The organism is Kitasatospora sp. NPDC001664, assembly GCF_053596675.1.
The window spans coordinates 203,863-220,703 of record NZ_JBSFGS010000014.1 but is presented as its reverse complement, the minus strand read 5'-3'; the positions used below and the strand labels follow the sequence as shown (position 1 = coordinate 220,703).

General features: G+C 72.3%; 15 protein-coding genes. 9 read left to right on the top strand and 6 right to left on the bottom strand.

Annotation, left to right across the window (positions count from 1 at the left end; all coding sequences use genetic code 11):
- Positions 1-138: 138 nt before the first annotated feature.
- On the bottom strand, positions 139-1,215 hold the full coding sequence (locus tag ACWCYY_RS21610) for a C40 family peptidase (RefSeq protein ID WP_345286865.1): 1,077 nt from the start codon (positions 1,213-1,215) through the stop codon (positions 139-141).
- Between the two features lie 247 nt (positions 1,216-1,462).
- Between ACWCYY_RS21610 and ACWCYY_RS21605 the strand changes: the two genes are divergently transcribed.
- The 6 genes from ACWCYY_RS21605 to ACWCYY_RS21580 all read left to right on the top strand — a co-directional run bounded on the left by ACWCYY_RS21605 (position 1,463) and on the right by ACWCYY_RS21580 (position 9,189).
- Positions 1,463-1,816, top strand: a complete 354-nt coding sequence (locus ACWCYY_RS21605; protein ID WP_345286842.1) for a hypothetical protein — start codon at positions 1,463-1,465, stop codon at positions 1,814-1,816.
- Between the two features lie 139 nt (positions 1,817-1,955).
- Complete coding sequence (locus ACWCYY_RS21600; protein WP_345286843.1) at positions 1,956-2,780, top strand: hypothetical protein; 825 nt, start codon at positions 1,956-1,958, stop codon at positions 2,778-2,780.
- Positions 2,770-4,035: a hypothetical protein gene (locus ACWCYY_RS21595; RefSeq protein ID WP_449796952.1), complete on the top strand. Its 1,266-nt coding sequence runs from the start codon at positions 2,770-2,772 to the stop codon at positions 4,033-4,035. The genes ACWCYY_RS21600 and ACWCYY_RS21595 overlap by 11 nt, the downstream gene beginning before the upstream one ends.
- A gap of 7 nt (positions 4,036-4,042) precedes the next feature.
- A complete protein-coding gene (locus ACWCYY_RS21590; RefSeq protein WP_345286846.1) occupies positions 4,043-5,605 on the top strand; it encodes an SCO6880 family protein in 1,563 nt (520 codons plus the stop codon).
- 19 nt (positions 5,606-5,624) lie between these two features.
- Complete coding sequence (locus ACWCYY_RS21585) at positions 5,625-6,974, top strand: ATP-binding protein (RefSeq protein WP_380149451.1); 1,350 nt, start codon at positions 5,625-5,627, stop codon at positions 6,972-6,974.
- Positions 6,975-7,371: 397 nt separating this feature from the next.
- A complete protein-coding gene (locus tag ACWCYY_RS21580) occupies positions 7,372-9,189 on the top strand; it encodes a bifunctional metallophosphatase/5'-nucleotidase (RefSeq protein ID WP_345286847.1) in 1,818 nt (605 codons plus the stop codon).
- Between the two features lie 61 nt (positions 9,190-9,250).
- Here ACWCYY_RS21580 and ACWCYY_RS21575 read toward each other — a convergent pair whose 3' ends face one another.
- The 5 genes from ACWCYY_RS21575 to ACWCYY_RS21555 form a co-directional block, all read right to left on the bottom strand.
- The gene (locus ACWCYY_RS21575) at positions 9,251-10,678 is read right to left on the bottom strand and encodes an ATP-binding protein (RefSeq protein WP_449796951.1); all 1,428 of its coding nucleotides are present in this window, start codon (positions 10,676-10,678) and stop codon (positions 9,251-9,253) included.
- On the bottom strand, positions 10,675-11,451 hold the full coding sequence (locus ACWCYY_RS21570) for a response regulator transcription factor (protein ID WP_345286850.1): 777 nt from the start codon (positions 11,449-11,451) through the stop codon (positions 10,675-10,677). The genes ACWCYY_RS21575 and ACWCYY_RS21570 overlap by 4 nt, the downstream gene beginning before the upstream one ends.
- 46 nt (positions 11,452-11,497) lie before the next feature.
- Positions 11,498-12,508 carry a S1C family serine protease gene (locus ACWCYY_RS21565; RefSeq protein WP_449796950.1) on the bottom strand — a complete coding sequence of 337 codons (1,011 nt, stop codon included), beginning with the start codon at positions 12,506-12,508 and terminating at the stop codon, positions 11,498-11,500.
- Between the two features lie 99 nt (positions 12,509-12,607).
- Complete coding sequence (locus ACWCYY_RS21560; protein WP_449796949.1) at positions 12,608-13,651, bottom strand: LacI family DNA-binding transcriptional regulator; 1,044 nt, start codon at positions 13,649-13,651, stop codon at positions 12,608-12,610.
- 137 nt (positions 13,652-13,788) lie between these two features.
- Complete coding sequence (locus ACWCYY_RS21555; RefSeq protein WP_345286856.1) at positions 13,789-14,499, bottom strand: response regulator transcription factor; 711 nt, start codon at positions 14,497-14,499, stop codon at positions 13,789-13,791.
- A 653-nt stretch (positions 14,500-15,152) separates the two neighbouring features.
- Between ACWCYY_RS21555 and ACWCYY_RS21550 the strand changes: the two genes are divergently transcribed.
- From ACWCYY_RS21550 to ACWCYY_RS21540, 3 genes are all read left to right on the top strand, one after another.
- Entirely contained in the window at positions 15,153-15,464 is a 312-nt protein-coding gene (locus tag ACWCYY_RS21550; protein ID WP_345286858.1) for a MoaD/ThiS family protein, read from the top strand.
- A 188-nt stretch (positions 15,465-15,652) separates the two neighbouring features.
- Positions 15,653-16,372, top strand: a complete 720-nt coding sequence (locus ACWCYY_RS21545) for a hypothetical protein (protein ID WP_449796948.1) — start codon at positions 15,653-15,655, stop codon at positions 16,370-16,372.
- A gap of 184 nt (positions 16,373-16,556) precedes the next feature.
- Positions 16,557-16,637: a putative leader peptide gene (locus tag ACWCYY_RS21540; protein WP_350529122.1), complete on the top strand. Its 81-nt coding sequence runs from the start codon at positions 16,557-16,559 to the stop codon at positions 16,635-16,637.
- Positions 16,638-16,841: the final 204 nt, after the last annotated feature.

Below are 16,841 nucleotides of genomic sequence, written 5' to 3'. Positions count from 1 at the left end.
CGCGGCCCCTTGATCATTTGACTGACAAGGGGCACAACGCGAGAACCCCGGCACCGGTTTCAGGTTTCACGCACCGTTATGAAAACTTGACTGACCGTCCACTGGACGTCCACGGTCAACCTGGCTCCGGACGGTGCGTCAACTGTCCTTCGGGTCACGGCCGGTACCCTGACCGCCGCTGGCGATCTGGCCGTCGGCCTGGTAGCGCGGCAGGGAGAGGGCGCCGTCGGGGGTGACCCGGGTGGCGCCGTAGTACTTGGGGCGGTCGATCTTGTCGTAGCGGATCACCGCGCCGGTGTGCGGAGCGTTGATCATGTAGCCGCCGCCGACGTAGATGCCGACGTGGTCGATGGAGCGCGGGTCGCCCTGGTCGGTGGCGAAGAACACCAGGTCGCCCGGCCGGAGTTGGCTGCGGTCGATGTGCGGCCCGGCGTTCCACTGGTCGTTGGCCACCCGGGGCAGCTTGATGCCGACGCTCTCGAAGGCGGCCACGGTGAGGCCGGAGCAGTCGAAGCGGCCGCCCTGGGACTCCCAGCCGTTCCCTCCCCACAGGTAGGGGGTGCCGAGGGTGGTCTGGGCGAAGTAGATCGCCCCGGAGGCCTGCGCGGAGATCGCCTGGGTCACCACCGGCGCACCGGGGGAGGCCTCGGCGGGCGCGGTGAAGTTGGCCGCGAGGGTTTTGATGTTCTTCACGTACCCCTGGGTCTCCCGGTACGGCGGGACCCCGTTGTACTTGATGACCGCGTACGGCCCGGCGTTGTAGGCGGCGAGCAGATTCGACTGCCGGTCGCCGGGGATTTTCGCTATGTCCTTGGCGAGGGAGCAGTCGTACACCGCGGCGGAGGCGATCGCGTCGGCCGCGTTCCACACGTCCTTCTTGCCGTCGCCGTCGCCGTCGGTGGCGTAGCCGGGCCAGGTGCCCGGCATGAACTGGGCCATGCCCTGGGCGCCGACCGGGCTCTGCGCGCGGGGGTTGAAGCCGCTCTCCTGGTAGAGCTGCGCGGCCAGCATGGGGGGCGAGATCTCCGGGCAGAGGGAGCCCCACTGCTGGAACATCGGCTGGTAGGCGGCCGGCACGGTGCGGCCCGCGAGCTTGGGCTGGACGGCCTGCGGGGTACCGCTGGCGGCGAAGGTGCCGAGCACCACCACGCCGACGAAACCGACACCCACCAGACCGGTCGCGGCCGCTGCCGCGCCCGCCTTCCGGAGTACCATCAGCACCGTCCCGACGAACCGTCAGTTTCCCGTGTCCCAGAAGGCATTGCTCATCGCAATCATCGCAGATACAAAGGGTGAGCGGTATCCTTCGTACGGTGGACATCCTGGCGGACGGGCCCCGTGCTCCACGACCAATCCGCGAGAAGCAGCCAAGTCGAAGTCGGATCTGGCCAAGAATGGGGTACGGCCCTTCGCGCCACCCCGGTCCTGGGCCTTGAATTTGCCTGATCGGGCGGTGAGACGAATGAACCTGAGCAGCGTGGTGCAGAGTGACCGGGTCCGGCTCCTGGCGGAGGACCCACCGAAGAAGGCCAACATCGACACGATCATCGGTGGCATCGCGCCGGACTGGGGTCCGTTCTCCAGCCTGGGCGCCGAGGCCCGCACGATGATCCAGGTGGTCATGGCGGTCGCCATCCTGGCCTGCCTGGGCATCGCCGTCTGGGGGGCGGCCAAGCAGCGGATCGGCGCGACCGCGATGCGGGACAGCTTCAGTGCCGAGCAGGGCAAGGGGCTGATCGTGGCGGGCCTGACCGGCGTGTTCATCATCGGTTCGCTCACCACTCTGTTCACCATTGTGTACGGCATGGCCATCTGACGATCAGACAGAATTGCCCCGGCGGAGCGGCCTCGCAGCGGCCGTCCCCGCCGGGGTGTCGCGCTTCCCGCGCGGACCGCTCGTACCAGCTCGTACCAGCCAGGGGGCCCAGGGGTCTCCCCGTACCAGGAGGGCCGCCGTGCCGGTGTCCGACGACCAGCCGCACACCCGGACGCGGCTGCCGGTCGGCGAGCAGTCCGTCTACCAGCAGCAGACGGGGCGTCAGGCCCGGCCGGTGCGGACGCTCTTGACGGTCCTGCTGGTGGTGGCCCTGCTGGTGGTCGCCGTATCGATCGCGAACCGGGACAAGCCGGACCCGGGGGGCAGCGCTCCGGCCGGCTCCTCCGACGGGGCGGCCTCGGCCTCCCCCAAGCCCGCCACCACCGCGCCGAGCGGGCAGCTCCCGGTGGCCACCGCCTCCAACGGGATCGGCGTCGGGCACCCGCACACCTCGCAGGGCGCCCAGTCGGCCGCCGCCAACTACGCGGTGGCGATGGGCTCCGAGGAGATGTTCCGGGCCGACACCCGGGCCACCCTGCTGACCACGCTGGCCGACCCGACCGCGCTGCCCGGGCTGAAGGCCCGGCTGGACTCCGCCTTCGGGCCGCAGCAGCTGGCCGGCTTCGGCCTGGACGACAAGGGCAAGCCGGCCAAGGGACTGACCTTCGTCAGCCGCACCGTGCCGGTCGGCACCAAGCTCACCAACCAGGCGGACACCGCGACCGTGGTCGAGGTCTGGTGCACCGGCCTGCTCGGCCTGGCCGGCCCCGGCTCCACCCAGCCGGTCTCCGAGAACTGGTTCACCCTCACCCTCACCATGCGCTGGACCGGCAGCGACTGGAAGCTCACCGACTTCACCCGCCGCACGGGCCCGGCCCCCCTCCCCGGCGACCAGCAGGCCGCCACCGCCGACGAGATCACCGGCGCCGTCCAGGACTTCGGAGGCTTCCGCTATGCCCGTTGACGCTGCCACAGCCGCCCGCCGCGGCCTGCTCCGGGCCGGGGCGGTGCTCGGATCGCTCCCCGCGCTGGTGCTGCTGACGGCGGCCCGGGCGCTGGCCGACCCGACGCCCTCGCCCTCGCAGACCGCCAAGTGCAACCTGCCGGTGCCCGGCGCCGACCGGGCCTGCGCCCCCGACGCCCCCGGCGTGGTGGTCACCGGCCCCGGCGGCGGCACCCTCGGCGGCGTCACCGACCCGCTCGGCTCGCTGGCCAAGGGCTGCGCCGAGGCGGCCGCCTGGGTCACCCGGAAGCTGGCCACCGCGATCGACTCCACCACCCAGGTCGACTTCACCAACGCCTCCTTCCTCCAGCAGTACGCGGTGGTGTTCGCCGGCTCCACGGTGATCACCCTGGTGCTCTGGCTGCTCGCGGTGACCAAGCGCGCGGTCCGCGGCGCCTCGCTGACCACCGCCATCTCGGAGGCCATCGGCTTCCTCTGGCTGACCGTCATCGCCTCCGCCTTCACCCCGCTGGTGCTCTTCACCCTGGTCTCCGCCACCGACGGGCTGACCGCCGCCATCGCGGCCGGCACCAAGTCCGACACCGGCACCTACCTGGGCGGCTTCGCGGACACCCTGGAGAAGGGCTCGCTGGGCGGCGGCCCGCTGATCCTGATCATCGTCTCGCTGGTCGCGGTGCTGGCCGCCGCGGTGCTCTGGATCGAGCTGCTGATCCGGGCCGCGATGCTCTACGTCGGCGCGCTGCTGGGCACCGCGGTCTACGCCGGGCTGGTCGACAAGCAGCTGTGGAAGCACGTCCGGCGGTGGGCCGGGGTGATGCTCGCGGTGGACCTGGCCAAGCCGATCATCGTGATCATCCTGGGCCTGGCCGGGGCGGTGGCCACCGGCGCCGGGGCCACCGACGACTTCGCCAAGGTGCTCTCCGGGCTGGCCATCCTGTTCCTGTCGATCTTCGCCAGCGCCGCCGTCTACCGCTTCGTGCCGGGCTTCGGCGACGAGCTGATGCAGATGCGGCACGCCCGCGCCAGCGCCGTCTCGGCCGGCTCCGCGATGATCAACGGCCCGGCCAACCTGGTCAAGCAGGGCATCTCCACCCACGGCGCCCGCGGCGGAGGCGGCGGCCCCGCCACCGCCAACGCCTCCACCGGCACCGGCGCCGCCGCGGCCGGCATCGCCGCCCACGGCTCCCGCACTCCGGCACCCCCGCCGCAGACCCCCGCCCAGGCCCCGGCCGCCAACCCAGTGAAGGGAGCGTGATGCGCGCGTGAGCAGCGAACCGCTCGGCCAGTACGGCGCCCCGTACGCCCACCAGCGCCGCACCTACCTGATCGGCAAGGCTCGGCCGAACGCGCCGATCGGGCGCAACCGGGAGTCCGGGGAGATCGTGCTGATCATCTTCGGGGCCTTCCTCGGCATGGTCTGGGGCCTGGCGATGCCGATCCTGCCGCTGCGGATCGCCGGCCTGCTCGGTCTGCCGCTGCTCGCGATCGCCGCGGTCTACGTGCCGTACCGGCGCCGCACCTTCTACAAGTGGGTGGAGATCAACCGCACCTACCGCCGCACCCTGCGCAGCGGCCGCGCGGTCTGGAAGTCCGAGGTGGTGGACGCCGGCACCCGGCTGGACGGCCGCGAGGTGGAGATCGGCCCGCCGCCCGGGGTGGGCCGGCTGCACTGGCTGACGGCGCCGTTCGGCCCGGACGAGGTCGGGGTGCTGATGCACCTGGAGCGCCGCACCGTCACCGCCGCGATCGAGATCGAGGGCCCCGGCGTGGGCCTGCGCGACTCGGAGGACCAGGAGGCCCTGGTCGACCGCTTCGGCACCCTGCTCAAGCACGTGGCCAACGGCGACGGCTTCGTGACGCGCCTGCAGATCCTGGCCCGCACCCTGCCGGCCGACCCGGACGCGCACGCCAAGGACGTGGAGCGCCGGGGCGACCACTCCTCGCCCGGCTGGCTGCAGGACTCCTACGACCAGCTGCAGTCGATGGTCTCCACCTCCTCCGAGCAGCACCGGGCCTACCTGGTCGCCTGCATGCACTACACCCGCGACCTGGCCTCCGAGGCGCACGCGATGGGCCGGACGGCGGGCGGCGCCAAGTCCCGGGACGACGACGGCCTGGCCGCCGTGATGGCCCGTGAGCTGACCGACATCTGCGCCCGGCTCGCCGAGGCGGACATCCGGGTCCGCCAGCCGCTCGGCCAGGCCCGGCTCTCCTCGCTGCTGCACTCGATGTACGACCCGGACCACCCGATCGACCACATCCAGGCGATGTCCCGGCGGAACGCCTGGCCGGCCGAACTCGACGCCACCCACCCGCAGTTCCTCCAGGCCAAGACCCGCGAGTCCACCACCCGGGAGCCGTGGTGCCACGCCACCGCCTGGGTCAAGGAGTGGCCGCTCACCCCGGTCGGCGTCAACTTCCTGGCCCCGCTGCTGGTGCACACCCCGGACGTGATCCGCACGGTGGCCGTCACCATGGACCTGGAGCCGACCGACGTCGCGATCGAGCGGATGCTCACCGAGAAGACCAACGACGAGGCCGAGGCCAGCCGGGCCGCCAAGATGAACCGCACCATCGACCCGCGCGACCTGGCCCACACCGGCCGGGTCGACCAGCGCGGCGACGACCTGGCCTCCGGCGCCGCCGGGGTCAACCTGGTCGGCTACATCACCGTCTCCTCCCGCTCGCCCGAGGCGCTGGCCCGCGACAAGCGGACCATCCGGGCCTCGGCCGGCAAGAGCTTCCTCAAGCTGGAGTGGTGCGACCGCGAGCACCACCGGGCCTTCGTCAACACCCTCCCGTTCGCCACGGGCATCCGCCGCTGACCTCGTCTGGAGTCCTCCCATGGCCATCGGCAGCATCACCGACGCCTTCACCAGCCTGATGTTCGGCAAGGTGGAGACCACCCGCCTCCCGGTCCGCACCTCCACCGGCCAGGCCCAGGCGGTCTACCTCCCCACCGCCGCACCGGGGTTGGGCGACTCCGGGGTGATCATCGGCCGTGAGGTGTACTCCGGCAAGGGGTACGTCTACGACCCGTTCCAGCTCTACGGGCAGCAGCTCCCGGCCCCGCACTGGCTGGTGCTCGGCGAATCCGGCAACGGCAAGTCGGCGCTGGAGAAGACGTACGTGCTGCGACAGCTGCGCTTCCGCGACCGCCAGGTGGTCGTCCTCGACGCCCAGGGCGAGGACGGCGTCGGCGAGTGGAACCTGATCGCCGACGCGCTGGGGATAAAGTCCATCCGCCTGGACCCGATGGCGGCCCGGGACGGCGGGGTCAAGCTCAACCCGCTGGACCCGGCGATCACCACCACCGGCCAGCTCTCGCTGCTGCGCACCATCATCGAGGTGGCGATGGGACGCGGCCTCGACGAGCGCTCCGGCTTCGCCCTGAAGGCCGCCCACGCCCACGTCATCGCGACCGTGACGGGCCGTCAGCCGGTCCTGAACGACATCATCGACACCCTGCGCAGCCCCGAACTCTCCTCGGTGGAGTCGCTCGGCGTCGGCGTCGACGAGGTCCAGGCCTGGGGCCTGGACGTGGCGCTGGTGCTGGACCGTCTGGTCGACGGCGACCTGCGCGGCATGTTCGACGGCTCCACCACCGACGGCATCGACCTCGACGCCCCGCTGATCGTCTTCGACCTCTCGCACATCGACCGCAACTCCATCGCGATGCCGATCCTGATGGCCATCGTCGGCGTCTGGCTGGAGCACACCTGGATCCGCCCCGACCGGAAGAAGCGCATCTTCCTGGTCGAGGAGGCCTGGCACATCATCAACAGCCCCTTCGTGGCCCAGCTCTTCCAGCGCCTGCTGAAGTTCGGCCGCCGCCTCGGCCTCTCCTTCGTCGCGGTCGTCCACCACCTCTCCGACGTGGTCGACGGCGCCGCCGCCAAGGAGGCCTCCGCGATCCTCAAGATGGCCTCCACCCGCACCATCTACATGCAGAAGGCCGACGAGGCCAGAGCCACCGGCCGCGTCCTCGGCCTCCCGCGCTGGGCCGTCGAGATCATCCCCACCCTCTCCCCGGGCATCGCCGTCTGGGACGTCAACGGCAACGTCCAAGTCGTCAAACACATCATCACCGAGACCGAACGACCTTTGGTCTACACCGACCGTGCGATGACGGAGGACGCAGTCGCCGAACGCCACCGGGCGGAGCGCCAACTCGCGGCGGAGCCGGGGGTCTGACGCCCCGCCAATCGGGCAGCAGCCTGTTGCCCAATTGGCGCCTGGGCTAGCGCTTGCCGTCCAGCACCTCGTGCGCGACCCGCGCGAGGTCCGCCTCGGTGGGCAGCAGCGCCCGCATCTCCGGTGGCAGGGTGGCGTAGGTGCTGACCGCCATCGGCTGGGTGGAGCCGCGCAGCGAGTCGCCTGGATCTCGGCCTTGATGTCGCCGAGGAGGTCGGCGTAGCACCGTCCAGGCGTGTGGTGGTGCCCGGCGGCTGACGGTTCTTCGGGGGATGGAAACCCTCTCGTTACTCGCGGGGTCCTGACAGCTACGCGCGTTGACCCTAGGCTGCGGTGGTCACACCACCTCTTCGGCTCCGGTCCCACGGCGGAGCCCCAACGGTGCAGGGGAACCCTCATGTCCAACTCCGGCCGCACCGGCCGTTTCCGTCGCCCGGCGTACGCCGCGGCCGCCGCCATCGGTCTCTTCGGGACCCTGCTGGTGCCGGGCACTGCCTCGGCACACGGCTGGGACTGGGACTGGAACTGGCACAAGCCGAAGACCGAGGACCTCCAGATCCTCGCCATCAACGACCTGCACGGGAACCTCGAGCCCCCGGCCGGCTCCTCCGGAAACATCAAGGAGGTGGACCCGGCCACCGGCAAGGTGGTCGACACCCCCGCCGGCGGCATGGAGTACCTGGCCACCGCGCTGCGCCAGGCCCGCGAGGGCCACCGCAACACGGTGACGGTGGCGGCCGGTGACCTGGTCGGCGCGAGCCCGCTGGTGTCGGCGCTGTTCCACGACGAGCCCACCGTCGAGGCGCTCAACAAGGTCGGCCTGGACGTCACCTCGGTGGGCAACCACGAGTTCGACGAGGGCTACAAGGAGCTGCTGCGCCTGCAGAACGGCGGCTGCCACCCGACCGACGGCTGCTACGAGAAGGGCCGCAAGTTCCGCGGCGCCGACTTCGAGTACCTGGCCGCCAACGTCACCAACGAGAAGACCGGCCGCCCGATCCTCAAGCCGTACTGGGTGAAGAACGTCCGCGGCACCAAGGTCGGCTTCATCGGCGCGACCCTCGAGGGCACCCCGAACATCGTCACCGCCGAGGGCATCAAGGGCCTGAAGTTCGGCGACGAGATCGAGACCATCAACAAGTACGCCAAGGAGCTCAAGCGCCAGGGCGTGGACTCGATCGTGGCGCTGATCCACGAGGGCGGCTACCCGGCCTCCACCACCTACAACTACGACTGCGGCGCGGCCGGCGAGGGCATCTCCGGCCCGATCGTCGACATCGCCAAGGGCCTGGACCCGGCGATCGGCGCCATCGTCACCGGCCACACCCACAACGCCTACGCCTGCGCGATCCCGGACCCGAACGGCGTCCCGCGCTCGGTCACCAGCGCCGCCTCCTTCGGCCGGCTGTACACCGAGATCAACCTCAAGCTGGACAAGCGCACCGGCGCCATCGTCCGCCCCTCGGTGACCGCCGCCAACCACGTGGTGCGCCGCACCGTCGACAAGGCCGCGGACGTCACCGAGCTGATCGGCCGTTACAGCAAGCTGGCCGCCCCGATCGCCAACCGCCCGCTCGGCTTCATCGGCGCCGACATCAACGGCCGCGGCTCCACCGCCTACGAGAAGCCGCTCGGTGACGTGATCGCCGACGCCCAGCTCGCCGGTCTCTCCCCGGCCGACAAGGGCGGCGCCCAGATCGCCTTCATGAACCCCGGCGGCATCCGCTCCGACCTGGTCTACAAGGCCAGCGGCGCCGAGGGCGACGGCGTGGTGACCTACGGCGAGGCGTTCACCGTCCAGCCGTTCACCAACATGATGCAGGTCAAGACCCTGACGGGTGCTCAGATCGTCAAGGTCCTGCAGGAGCAGGTCAGCGGCCCGAACCAGGCCGCCCCGAAGATCCTCCAGATCTCCAAGGGCCTGACCTACACCCTCAACCTGAACAAGACCGGCGCCGACCGGATCGCGGACGTCAAGTTCAACGGCGCCCCGATCGACGTCAACGCCAAGTTCCGCGTCGCGGCCAACGAGTTCCTGCAGGGCGGCGGCGACGGCTTCCCGACCTTCACCGCCGGCACCGACAAGCTGGTCGGCGCCTCCGACCTGGACGTCTTCGCGGCCTACCTGGGCGCGAACTCCACCGCCTCGGCCCCGCTGAAGGTCCCGGCCCAGGACCGCATCAAGGTCATCGGCATCGGCGAGGACGTCAACTGACGCCCGGCTGAACCGCGCTGCGGGGCTCCCCTCCTTCCGGAGGGGAGCCCCGTCCGCGTTCCTACGGCGGGGTGGACTGCCCCGGGAGGCGGACGGTGGCCACCGTGCCGGGGCCGCCGTCGGTCGCCGGGCCGAGCGCGACCTCGCCGCCGGCGTCCTGGACGGCCTGCGCCACGATCGACAGGCCGAGCCCGGAGCCGGGGAGCTGGCGGGAGGACGGGGAGCGCCAGAAGCGGTCGAAGACGTACTGGAGCTCGTCCGGCGGGATGCCCGGCCCGTGGTCGCGGACGGTCAGCCGGCCGTCCTGGAGGGCGAGTTGGACGGTGCCGCCGGGCGGGGAGTACTTCACCGCGTTGTCCAGCAGGTTGATCACCGCCCGCTCCAGCCCGGGGCCGTCCCCGTGCACGTACCAGGGGTCCACCACCAGGGCGAACTCCAGCCCCGGGCCCCGCAGCCGGGCCCGCTCGACCGCGCGGTGCGCCAGCTCGTGCAGCGCCACCACGGAGTGCTCGCGCTCGGGCCGGGAGGTCTCCGGGCGGGAGAGCTGGAGCAGGTCGCCGATCAGCAGGGTGAGCTCCTGCATCTGGGCCTTCATGCTGCCCAGCAGTTTGGTCCTGGTCGCCGGGGGGAGCGGGCGGCCGGTGTCGTCGGAGCGGATCAGCAGGTCGACGTTGGTGCGCAGCGAGGTGAGCGGTGTGCGGAGCTCGTGCCCGGCGTCGGCGATCAGCCGGGTCTGCCGCTCCCGGGAGTTGGCGAGGGCGGTCGACATCGAGTTGAACGAGGAGGACAGCCGGGCGAGTTCGTCGTGGCCCCGGACGGGGATGGTGGTGCCGACCTCCTCGGTGCGGGCGATGTGCTCCACCGCGTTGGTGAGCTGGTCGACGGGCTTGAGCGCGGAACGCGCCACCAGCCGCCCGGTGATCCCGGCCCCGACCACGCCGAGCGCGGCCACGCCCGCCAGGAGCAGGGCGAGTTGCTGGAGCGACTCCTCGACGCCGTCGACCGCGACGGCGGTCAGCATGGTGAAGTCCTTCGGGCCCTGCCCGGTGACGGACACCCGGATCTGGGACACCCGGACCCTCGCCGAGGTGCCGTTGGCGTAGCTGCCGTCCCGGTAGGTCACCCCGGTGGTGGTGAAGTCGGACGGCTGGCTCCTGACGATCCGGTCCGCGCCGCCCGGGAGGCAGGCCGACCCGTCCGTCGCCACCAGCTCGATGTCCCAGCGGTTCGGCACCGGTCGCCGGTGCTCGGCGACGCTGGCGAGGGCGGCCTCCGGGCTGGCGGCGCAGGTGAAGATCCCGGTGTCCGGCCCCAGCCGCAGCGGCGCCTGGGAGAGGGTCTGGGTGATCTGGTCGTTGAGCTTCTGCCTGACGATGAACCAGCAGGCCAGCGCGGACAGCGCGATGGCCACCGCCACCGCGGCGGCCGTGAGCATCGCGAGCCGGCTGCGCAGCGAGCGCCCCCGGTACCAGCCCGCGAGGCGGTTCACGTCGCGGCGCCGGTGGGGGTGCGGAGGGCGTAGCCGACGCCGCGGACGGTCTGGATGATGCGCGGCAGGCCGCCCTGCTCGGTCTTGCGGCGCAGGTACATCACGTAGACGTCCAGGGAGTTGGAGGAGGGCTCGAAGTCGAAGCCCCAGACCGCCTTGAGGATCTGCTCCCGGGTCAGGACCTGCCGCGGGTGGGCGAGGAACATCTCCAGCAGCATGAACTCCGTGCGGGTCAGCTCGATCGGCTTGCCGTCCCGGGTGACCTCCCTGGTCGCGGTGTTCATCCGCAGGTCGGCGAAGGCCAGCACCTCGCTGGACTCGGCCTCGGCCGAGGCCCGCGCGGCGGCCTCGCTGGCCAGGGCCGAGCGGCGGAGCAACGCCCGGACCCGGGCGAGGAGTTCGTCGAGCTCGAAGGGCTTGGCCAGGTAGTCGTCGGCGCCGACGTCCAGGCCGGTGACGCGGTCGCCGACGGCGTCGCGGGCGGTGAGCATCAGGACCGGGGCGCTGTCGCCCCGGGCCCGCATGCGGCGGACGGCGGTGAGGCCGTCCATCCGGGGCATCATGATGTCGAGCAGTACGAGGTCGGGGCGGTCGCGCTCGACCGCGTCCAGGGCCTCGAAGCCGTCGGTGGCGGTGGTCACCTCGTAGCCCTCGAAGGCGAGGCTGCTCTCCAGGGCGTCCCGGAGGGCGGGTTCGTCGTCGACCACGAGGATCCGGGCGGTGGGGCCCTGGAGTGCCTCGGCAGGGGTGCGGTCGTCGGCGGGCGGGGTCATCGGCGCGGGGCCTTTCCTCGGGCGGTCTGGCTGCTGTCATTCTCCGTCAGAGCTGCTGCCCTGCCTGGAGCTTGGGCAGCATCTGCTTGATGTCGTTGATCGGGATGGCGAAGCCGAGGCCGACGTTGCCGGCGCTGCCGGCGCTGCCGGAGCCGGCGGTGGCGCTGGAGCCGCTGGCGGAGTACATCGCGGAGTTGATGCCGATGACCTGGCCGGAGGCGTTGATCAGCGGGCCGCCGGAGTTGCCGGGGTTGAGCGCGGCGTCGGTCTGCAGGGCCTTGTAGCTGGCGGTGGCACCGCTGTTCGAGGCGCTGGACCGCTGGCCGGGCAGCTGCGGGAAGCCGAAGCCCCCGTTGCCGCTGGTGGTGGAGTCGTCGACCTGGACGGTGACGGGGCGGTCCTTGGCGCTGATGATGCCGGAGGTGACGGTGCCGGTCAGGCCCTCGGGGTTGCCGATGGCGACCACCGAGTCGCCGACCCGCATGGAGTCCGAGTCGCCGAGGGTGGCGGTCTTGAGGCCGCTGACGCCGGAGGCGGTGATCACGGCGACGTCCATCGACTCGTCGGTGCCGGTGACGGTGGCCTTGGCGGTGGAGCCGTCCTTGAAGGTGACGGTGGCCTGGCCGCCGCCGCTGACGGCGCCGGAGATCACGTGGTAGTTGGTCAGGATCTGGCCGTCGGCGGTGAGCACCACGCCGGTGCCGGTGGCGGTGCCGGTGGCGGTCTTCACGGTGATCTGGACGACGGCGGGGGAGACGGCGGCGTTGATCGCGGCGACGTTCGCGGTGCCGTCGGAGTTGGAGGAGACCGGGCTGACCACGGTGGAGCCGGAGCCCGAGGCGGTGGCGGTGGAGCGGTCGCCGGCGACCACGCCGCCGGTGACGCCGCCGATCAGGGCGGCGGCCGCCGCGACGGCGGTCACCAGGGCGAGGCGGCCCTTGAGGAAGCCCTTCCGCGCGTGGCTCACGGGGGCCTCGGCGGCGGGCTGCGGGGTGGTGGTCCAGTCGGCGTAGGCGTAAGGACCCTGGTCTTCGGTGCTTCGCTGCTGGTCGCTCATGCCCTCCAAGCTCCGCCCGTCCGATGAGAGCCGGATGAGAGCGGGATCAGAGGCGGCCGAGAAGCCCGTTGACTTCTCATAAAGCCTGCTCAGCCCGGGTCAGGCGCCGGTGGGGCCCCCGCAGCCGCAGGAACGGCGGATGACCAGCCGGGACGGGAAGGTCCGCACCCGCTCGGTCTCCGAACCCGGCACCATCAGCGACTCGTCCAGCACCAGGTCCACCGCGGCCCGGGCCATCGCGTCCCGGTCGGAGGCGACGGTGGTCAGCGGCGGGTCGGCCAGGGCGGCCTCGGGGATGTCGTCGAAGCCGGCCACCGCCAGGTCCTCCGGCACCCGCAGGCCGACCTCGCGGGCGGCCCGCAGCACGCCGATCGCCTGGTCGTCGGTGGAGCAGAAGATCGCGGTCGGACGCTCCGGCGAGCGGAGCAGCTCGACGGCCACCTCGTACGCGCCGTAGCGGTGGAACGGGGCGTCCACCAGGTTGGGCTCGACCGGCAGCTCGTGGGCCCGCATGGCCCGCTCCCAGCCCTCGACGTGGTCGATGACCGGGTCGCCGGGGGCGGGGGACTCGACCGGGCCGCCGAAGCAGACCACGGAGGCGTGCCCGTGCTCCTCCAGCAGGTGGCGGACGGCCGCCTCGGCGCCGCCGACGTCGTCGGTGGTGACGGCCACGTCGTCGATCGCCTCGGGGCGGCGGTGCAGCAGCACCACCTTGGCGCCCTCCATCGCGGCGAACTCCTCGGCGGCCCGCTGCGAGGGGCCCTGGCTGACCAGGATCAGGCCGGAGACCCGCATGCCGAGGAAGGCGCGGACGTAGTGCACCTCGCGGTCGTCCACGTAGTCGGAGTTGCCGATCAGCACCAGCTTGCCGCGCTCGGAGGCGGCGCGTTCCACCGCGTGCGCCATCTCGGCGAAGAAGGGCTGGCGGGCGTCGGGGACGACCATGCCGATCAGGTTGGTGCGCCGGGAGGCCATCGCCTGGGCGACGCTGTTCGGCCGGTAGCCGAGCTGCTCGATCGCCGCGAGCACCTTCTCCTTGGTCGCGGGCGCGACCGGGCGCGGCCCGTTGTTGATGACGTAGGAGACGACCGCGGTCGAAGTCCCAGCCAGTCGGGCTACATCGTCGCGCGTCACCTTGGCCACGGGGGGAGTCTACGCGGGTGGCTCGCGGTCGGAAGGGGGGATACCCGCCGTCCGGCCGACCGGCCCCGGACGAGCCGGGGCACAGTCGGACAGATCGGACGCGCGGTCGCTCGGTCCGGCGGGAATCCGACGGGCCGTCAGGCGTCCTGGGTGGTCCGCTCGGCCGCCCGCTCGCCCTTGTCCGGGACGACGAAGCGGTAGCCGACGTTGCGCACGGTGCCGATCAGCTGCTCGTGCTCGACGCCGAGCTTGGCCCGCAGCCGCCGCACGTGCACGTCCACCGTCCGGGTGCCGCCGAAGTAGTCGTAGCCCCAGACCTCCTGGAGCAGCTGGGCCCGGGTGAAGACCCGGCCCGGGTGCTGCGCCAGGTACTTGAGGAGCTCGAACTCCTTGAAGGTGAGGTCCAGCACCCGGCCCTTGAGCTTGGCCGAGTAGGTGGCCTCGTCCACCGAGAGGTCGCCGTTGCGGATCTCCATCGGGCTGTCGTCGACGGCCACCTGGAGGCGGCCCATGGCGAGCCGGAGCCGGGCCTCGACCTCGGCCGGGCCGGCCGTGTCCAGCAGCACGTCGTCGATGCCCCACTCGGCGGTGACGGCGGCCAGGCCGCCCTCGGTGACCACCAGGATCAGCGGGCAGCCGATGCCGGTGGAGCGCAGCAGCTGGCACAGGCTGCGGATCTGCGGCAGGTCGCGCCGGCCGTCGACCAGGATCACGTCGGCCGAGGGGGTGTCCACCAGGGCGGAGCCCTCGGCGGGGGCGACGCGGACGTTGTGCAGCAGGAGTCCGAGGGCGGGCAGCACCTCGGCGGAGGGCTGCAGGGCGTTGGTGAGGAGCAGGAGTGAACTCATACCCGGTGGTCCCCTTTCCGGGTCGTCGCGGACGTGGCCGGCGGTCCTGACGGAGCGTCGGCCACGGAGCAGGTGGGGGTGGGGACGTCCGAGGGGCGAGACACGACCGGTTCGGGGGTGAACAGTGCGGGCAGGGGCGCACGCGCGGGGTCCCGCAACCCCTGGTGCTCCGTCACTGCCCTGCTCATCCGCGAACCTTCCGGTCTGCTCCCGCCGCACACCGCCCGTCCGCGCCCCGCACGTCCTTGTGCGGTTTGGGCCGGGCGGCCCCCCGGGACGGCCGGCGCGGGTGGGGCGCCGGCCTCCGGAGGCCATCCGTACGTGACGTCCTGAAAGCACAAAAGGACCCGGGGGCGACTCTGCCCAGGTCCCTCTCTGCGCACGAGAATAGCCGACCACCCCTCGCCGGGGGAGGGGCGCGCGACGATGCCTGGGCCACACCGGGGCCGTTCGGGCGTGACCCGGGGGCGCTCCGCGCCGTTCTCCCGGTGCCGCGCGCGCCGTGCGCGAGCAGCGGCATTGCGGCATCCGGGGCGGGCCGGTCCATCATGGGAGCCGCACCGGCCGCACCGTACGTGTACACCTTTGGCGTGGGTGCCCCGGCAGCAGGGCCGGGGTGCCGCACCGGGCGGGGACGTAGGAGGAGGACAGCCATGACGGCGACCGCGGACCACACTTCCACCCCGCGGGTGACGGACCCGGGGGCCGCCCGGGTGACCGTGCGGTACTGGGCGGCGGCCAAGGCCGCGGCCGGGCTGGCGGAGGAGGAGGTGCCCGCGGCCACCCTCGCCGAGGCCCTCTCGGCCGTCCGTGGGCGCCACCCCGGCAACGCCCGCCTGCACCAGGTGCTGGCGCACTGCTCCTACCTGGTCGACGGCGAGCAGGTCGGCAACCGCGACCACGCCACCGTCGACCTCCCGCCCGGCGCCACCGTCGAGGCCCTCCCGCCCTTCGCCGGCGGCTGACGGGCTGCGCCCCGAGCTGCCCGCAGGGCGGTCAGGGGCGCGAGGAACTGCGCGCAGGGGAACGGCACCACGTGCAACTGGCTCTCGTGCCCCGATCTGGCGGTGGTCCGCCTTCCGTACCCGCGCAGTTCCTCGCGCCCCTGGGTCGCTGCCCTGCCGGATCTCATCCCCAATCTCAGGAGCACCACATGACCCTCACCGCAGATCCCGTCCGTCGGAGCGGGACGCCGATCGTCGAGCCGGGCCTGCCGGTGGCCGGGCTGACGGCCGGGCTCTGTGCTGTGCTGGCGGCGGCCTCGCTGGCCGGCGGGCGATGGGGGCTGGCGGCAGCGCTGACGGTGGCTCAGGGGCTGACCGCGGTGGGGTGGTTCAGGCTGCACGGGATGTGGCCGGCCCGGCAGGGGATCGCGGCGGTGGCGCTGGCGGGCGTGGTGGCGGACCTCGCGGTGCTGGGTGCCGGGGCGGTGGGGCTGCTGGGCGCGCTCGGGACGTACCTGGTCGCGGTGCTGGTCTGGCAGACCTTCCGGCCGTCCGATCCGGCCGAGCGGTTCTACGCCCTGACGGTGCTGGCCTCCGGCGTGGTGCTGGCCGGGCTGGAGGCCTCGCTGCTGCTGGGCGGCCACACCCCGGCCGCGCTGCTGGCGGTGGCGGTCGCGGTGCTGCTGGCCGCCACCCCGGCCCCGGCGGCGGTGGCCGTCGCGGCGGCGCTGCTGCTCGGCGCCACCGCCGGGGTGCTGGCGGGCGGTCCGCCGGTGCAGGCGGTGCTGGTGACGGTCGGCGCCCTGGTCGGGCGGCGGGTGGCCTCGTACGATTTCCCGTCGAGGTTCGTGCACTTCACCGCCGGGGTGGTGCTGCCGGTGGCGGTGGCCGCCCCGCTGGCCTGGATCGGGTCCGCGCTCCCGCTCTGACGTCCGCCTGTCGAGACGCGGTGTCCATGACGATCGCCGCCGCGGCCTCCGGGTGCCCCGCCGGGCGGCCCGGGCCGTGCCGCTGAGCGGCGCAGTCCGGCGGAATCCCGGAATGTGAGCGGATTCGTCTCAGCATTCGACATGCTGATGACAGCGGCCGTTTCGGTTCCCTAGCATCGTCGGCATGAAGCGACAGGCGGACCTCACGAAGCGGCGGGCGGTAGACCTGTGCCGCGTGTCCGCCTGCCTGTGTCGAATGCGCTGACCGGGCGGTTCTGACCGGTACGTCCGGCCCCGTCCACCCCGCCGAGCACCTCTGGCCTGGTATTTCCTGCCGTGGCCGACTCGGCCTCCCGATCTCTTGCCCCATCCCGGCTGCACCCACCCGTGTCTCGTCATACGAGACGACGTTCGGTACGGGCTGCCGCCGGGCGCTGCCCGCACACACCTTCCGCAGTACCGCCCCCGG

What these genes read in the sequence shown, in the direction of transcription:
- ACWCYY_RS21610 (WP_345286865.1), bottom strand. Translation starts at nt 1,215, where the DNA reads ATGGTACTCCGGAAGGCGGGCGCGGCAGCGGCCGCGACCGGTCTGGTG.
- ACWCYY_RS21605 (WP_345286842.1), top strand. Translation starts at nt 1,463, where the DNA reads ATGAACCTGAGCAGCGTGGTGCAGAGTGACCGGGTCCGGCTCCTGGCG.
- ACWCYY_RS21595 (WP_449796952.1), top strand. Translation starts at nt 2,770, where the DNA reads ATGCCCGTTGACGCTGCCACAGCCGCCCGCCGCGGCCTGCTCCGGGCC.
- ACWCYY_RS21585 (WP_380149451.1), top strand. Translation starts at nt 5,625, where the DNA reads ATGGCCATCGGCAGCATCACCGACGCCTTCACCAGCCTGATGTTCGGC.
- ACWCYY_RS21580 (WP_345286847.1), top strand. Translation starts at nt 7,372, where the DNA reads ATGTCCAACTCCGGCCGCACCGGCCGTTTCCGTCGCCCGGCGTACGCC.
- ACWCYY_RS21570 (WP_345286850.1), bottom strand. Translation starts at nt 11,451, where the DNA reads ATGACCCCGCCCGCCGACGACCGCACCCCTGCCGAGGCACTCCAGGGC.
- ACWCYY_RS21565 (WP_449796950.1), bottom strand. Translation starts at nt 12,508, where the DNA reads ATGAGCGACCAGCAGCGAAGCACCGAAGACCAGGGTCCTTACGCCTAC.
- ACWCYY_RS21555 (WP_345286856.1), bottom strand. Translation starts at nt 14,499, where the DNA reads ATGAGTTCACTCCTGCTCCTCACCAACGCCCTGCAGCCCTCCGCCGAG.
- ACWCYY_RS21550 (WP_345286858.1), top strand. Translation starts at nt 15,153, where the DNA reads ATGACGGCGACCGCGGACCACACTTCCACCCCGCGGGTGACGGACCCG.
- ACWCYY_RS21545 (WP_449796948.1), top strand. Translation starts at nt 15,653, where the DNA reads ATGACCCTCACCGCAGATCCCGTCCGTCGGAGCGGGACGCCGATCGTC.
- ACWCYY_RS21540 (WP_350529122.1), top strand. Translation starts at nt 16,557, where the DNA reads ATGAAGCGACAGGCGGACCTCACGAAGCGGCGGGCGGTAGACCTGTGC.